The following is a 3,571-nucleotide window of genomic DNA, read 5'->3' as shown; positions in this document are numbered from 1 at the left end:
CCGGCGCGCGTTCGCGGCGGCCGTGCTCGCCGCCGCGCTGGCCCTGACCTCCGCCTGCACCAGCGGCGGCGGGGACAAGGGGCCGAGCTGGCAGGGCGGCGGGGAGAGCGGCCCGAAGGCGGCCGCCACCATCACCGAGCCCAAGGCCGACGCCAAGGACGTGCCGGCCGCCACCGCCATCTACTTCACCACGAAGGAGGCGAAGGAGACCGCGGTCGAGCTCAAGGACTCCGCCGGCAAGGCCGTCGAGGGCGAGCTCCAGGCCGACGGCAAGACCTGGCTCCCCGACGGCGCCCTGGAGTACGGCGAGACGTACACGGCGACCGTGACCGCGACCGGCGACGACGGTAAGCCGGCCACGGCGACCAGCACCTTCACCACCATGGCCAAGCCCGGCAAGCAGGTGCGGATCACCAGCTTCCTCGGCGACAACCAGGTGGTCGGGGTGGGCATGCCGCTGATCGTGCGGTTCAGCCGGGCGATCCCGGAGGACTACCGGGACGACGTGCAGCGCCGGATGACGGTCACCGCGAAGCCGGCCCAGGAGGGCATCTGGCACTGGGTGAGCCCGACCGAGGTGCGCTACCGGCCGAAGGAGTTCTGGCAGGCCAACAGCACCGTGACCTACCGGGTGCAGGCGGGCGGGCTGCCGCTGGGCGACGGCTGGTACGGCCGCTCCGACCTCACCGTGGACATCAAGATCGGCCCGTCGTTCGTGATGACCGTGGAGAACCGCACCAAGACCATGACGGTCACCAAGGACGGCCAGGTCATCAAGCGGATCCTGGTCAGCCTCGGCAAGAAGAGCACGCCGTCGTCCAGCGGCACCATGGTGGTGATCGAGAAGCTGCGCAAGACGGTCTTCGACACCATGGAGGAGCTGGGCCCGGAGGAGGGCTACCGCACCGACATCGACTTCGCCCAGCGGCTCACCTGGGGTGGCGAGTTCATCCACGCCGCGCCCTGGTCGGAGGGCGTGCAGGGCAAGGTCAACGTCTCGCACGGCTGCGTGAACGTCTCGATGAAGGACGGCGCCTGGCTGTTCGCCAACACCCGGATCGGCGACCCGATCACCGTCAAGGGCACCGAGCGCAAGCTGCAGAACGGCAACGGCTGGACCGACTGGAACATGAGCTGGGACGAGTACGTCAAGGGCAGCGCCCTGCCGTACGAGCCGCAGCAGGCCGGCGACGACGCGAGCGCGGAGCCCAGCGGGGAGCCGAGCATCGAGCCGACCCCCTGATCCGTCCCACCCGTCGTGGCGGCCCCCTCTGCACCGAGGGGGCCGTCGCGTTTCCGGGCCCGGAAACGCCGAAAGCCCCTCCCGAGGGAGGGGCTTTCGTGACTGGGGTGACTGATGGGAATTGAACCCACGACAACCGGGACCACAACCCGGTGCTCTGCCAACTGAGCTACAGCCACCATGCTCTCCGCGCCGGTCGACCCGGGCGGGGTGCGGACTAATAATAGCCACACCCGTGCCCGCCCCGTCCAGCGGGTTCCGGCCGGGGCCTCCGGGCGCGGTTCAGAGCTGGGCGGCGATCGCCTTGGCGCTCTCCACGTCCGGGCCGGGCAGCGGGACGAAGATCGTCCGCCGGTAGTACTCCAGCTCGCGGATGCTCTCTCGGATGTCGGCCAGGGCGCGGTGGGCCAGCCCCTTCTGCGGCTGCCCGAAGTACACGCGCGGGTACCAGCGGCGGCAGAGCTCCTTGATCGAGGAGACGTCGATCATCCGGTAGTGCAGGTGCGCGTCGAGGCGGGGCATGTCGCGGGCGATGAAGCCCCGGTCGGTGGCGATCGAGTTGCCGCAGAGCGGCGCGGTACGCGGGTCCTTGACGTGGCTGGTCACGTACTCCAGCACCAGGTCCTCGGCCTCTTTCAGGGTGACCGTGGAGCGGCGCACCTCCTCGGTGAGCCCGGACTTGCCGTGCATGGTGCGCACGATCTCCGGCATCCCGTCCAGCGCCGCCTCGTCGGCGTGGATGACCACGTCGACGCCCTCCCCCAGCACATTCAGATCGGGGTCGGTGACGAGCGCGGCGACCTCGATCAGCGCGTCGCGCCCGAGGTCCAGCCCGGTCATCTCACAGTCGATCCAGACGAGAAGATCAGCCACCGGACCAGACTACGCGTCGCCGACCCGCCCGCGCCTCGGCACCGTCGCCGAGGTGGGCCGCTAGGGTTTCCCCGTGCCAGCCGAACCCGTCGCGCCACCCGCCGCCACCGAGGACGATCCGGGTGGACGTACGGCGCGCCGGCTCGTCACGGTGGTGGCGCTCGCCGCGGTGCTGCCGGCGCTCTACCTGCCGGGCCGGGTGCACAACTTCTTCGACCTGAAGATCTACATGCGGGCGATGGACTGGTGGGCGGCCGGCCACCCGCTCTACGACTACGTGCAGCCCGACCGGGTGCAGGGCGCGCTCTACTTCACCTACCCACCCTTCGCGGCGCTGCTGCTGCGGCCGTTCGCCCTGCTGCCGCTGGGCGCCACCGTGGCCATCTTCACGGCGCTGACCGTGCTGGGCGTGGTGGTCACGACGCGCTGGCTGGTCACCCCGTTGGTCGAGCGGCACGACCTGCCCCGGCTCTTCTCGCTCACCGTCGCGGTGCTGCTGGTCTTCGCGGTGGAGAGCACCCGGGAAACGATCACTTTCGGCCAGATCAACATGCTGCTGGTGGTGCTGATCCTGGCCGACCTGCTGTTCGCCGTACCGCATGGGCGGCGCTGGGCCGGGGTGGGCGTGGGGCTGGCGACGGCGCTGAAGCTCTTCCCCGGCATCTTCATCCTCTACCTGCTGGCCACCCGGCGCTGGCGGGCGGCGGTGGTCGCCTCGGCCACGGCGACGGTGGCCACCCTGCTCGCGGCGGCGGTCGCGCCGCGCGACTCGTGGCGGTTCTGGACCCATGAGCTGTGGGCGACCGACCGGGTGGGACGGACCGACTACACCGGCAACCAGTCGCTGTTCGGCCTGCTCAGCCGGATCACCGCCCCGGAGAAGCCCAGCCAGCTGCCCTGGCTGCTGCTGGTCCTGGCGGTCACCGGGTACGGGCTGTGGCGGGCGGCGCGGGCGGCGCGGGCCGGGGACGCGCTCGCCGGCCTCACCCTGACCGGCCTGGTCGGCGGCCTGGTCAGCCCGATCACCTGGACCCACCACCTGTACTGGTTCATCCCGGCGGTGGTGGTGCTGGTCGACGCCGCGCTGGACGCCGACCCGCATACCCCGGCCGGCGCCCGCCGGCGCCGCTGGCTGTTCACCCTCACGGCCGGCACCGGCTTCGTGATCATCTACGGGGTGGTGACCTTTCAGGACTGGGGGGTCGCGCCGGCGCGTACCGACAGTCCGGGCGAGTTCGTCACCCGCAACGCGTACGTGCTGCTCAGCCTGCTGTTGCTGGCGGCGTTGCCGTACCGGCGGGGGGCGCGGCACGCCGCACGGTGAAACTTGCACCAAATGGACAGACGTCGCGATCAACGGCCTTCACCGCTAATCTGGTCTCAACTACCTCAAGTTTCTCCCAGGTAGCACCGATTCCCCCGGTGATGGTGGCCCTCCGCGTCGGCAGCGCGGAG

Annotated in this window: 3 protein-coding genes and 1 tRNA gene; 2 read left to right on the top strand and 2 right to left on the bottom strand. The window is 70.7% G+C overall.

Annotated elements, in window-relative coordinates; all coding sequences use genetic code 11:
• Nucleotides 1–1,243, top strand: a 1,243-nt coding sequence (locus tag ACWEVO_RS32635; protein ID WP_452311292.1) for an Ig-like domain-containing protein, incomplete at its 5' end; no start/stop codon positions are given.
• 103 nt (nt 1,244–1,346) lie between these two features.
• Here the strand turns inward: ACWEVO_RS32635 and ACWEVO_RS32630 are convergent.
• Both ACWEVO_RS32630 and orn read right to left on the bottom strand, forming a co-directional pair.
• A tRNA-His gene (locus tag ACWEVO_RS32630) sits at nt 1,347–1,422 on the bottom strand.
• Nucleotides 1,423–1,525: 103 nt separating this feature from the next.
• The gene (gene orn, locus ACWEVO_RS32625) at nt 1,526–2,116 is read right to left on the bottom strand and encodes an oligoribonuclease (protein WP_452311291.1); all 591 of its coding nucleotides are present in this window, start codon (nt 2,114–2,116) and stop codon (nt 1,526–1,528) included.
• Nucleotides 2,117–2,189: 73 nt separating this feature from the next.
• On the opposite strand from orn, the gene ACWEVO_RS32620 reads away from it, so the two are divergent.
• On the top strand, nt 2,190–3,440 hold the full coding sequence (locus ACWEVO_RS32620; protein ID WP_452311290.1) for a glycosyltransferase 87 family protein: 1,251 nt from the start codon (nt 2,190–2,192) through the stop codon (nt 3,438–3,440).
• The last annotated feature ends 131 nt before the right edge of the window (nt 3,441–3,571 follow it).

The organism is Micromonospora sp. NPDC003776 (assembly GCF_053605645.1).
The sequence above is the reverse complement of the archived record's forward strand: the minus strand, read 5'-3'. Positions and strand labels throughout refer to the sequence as shown.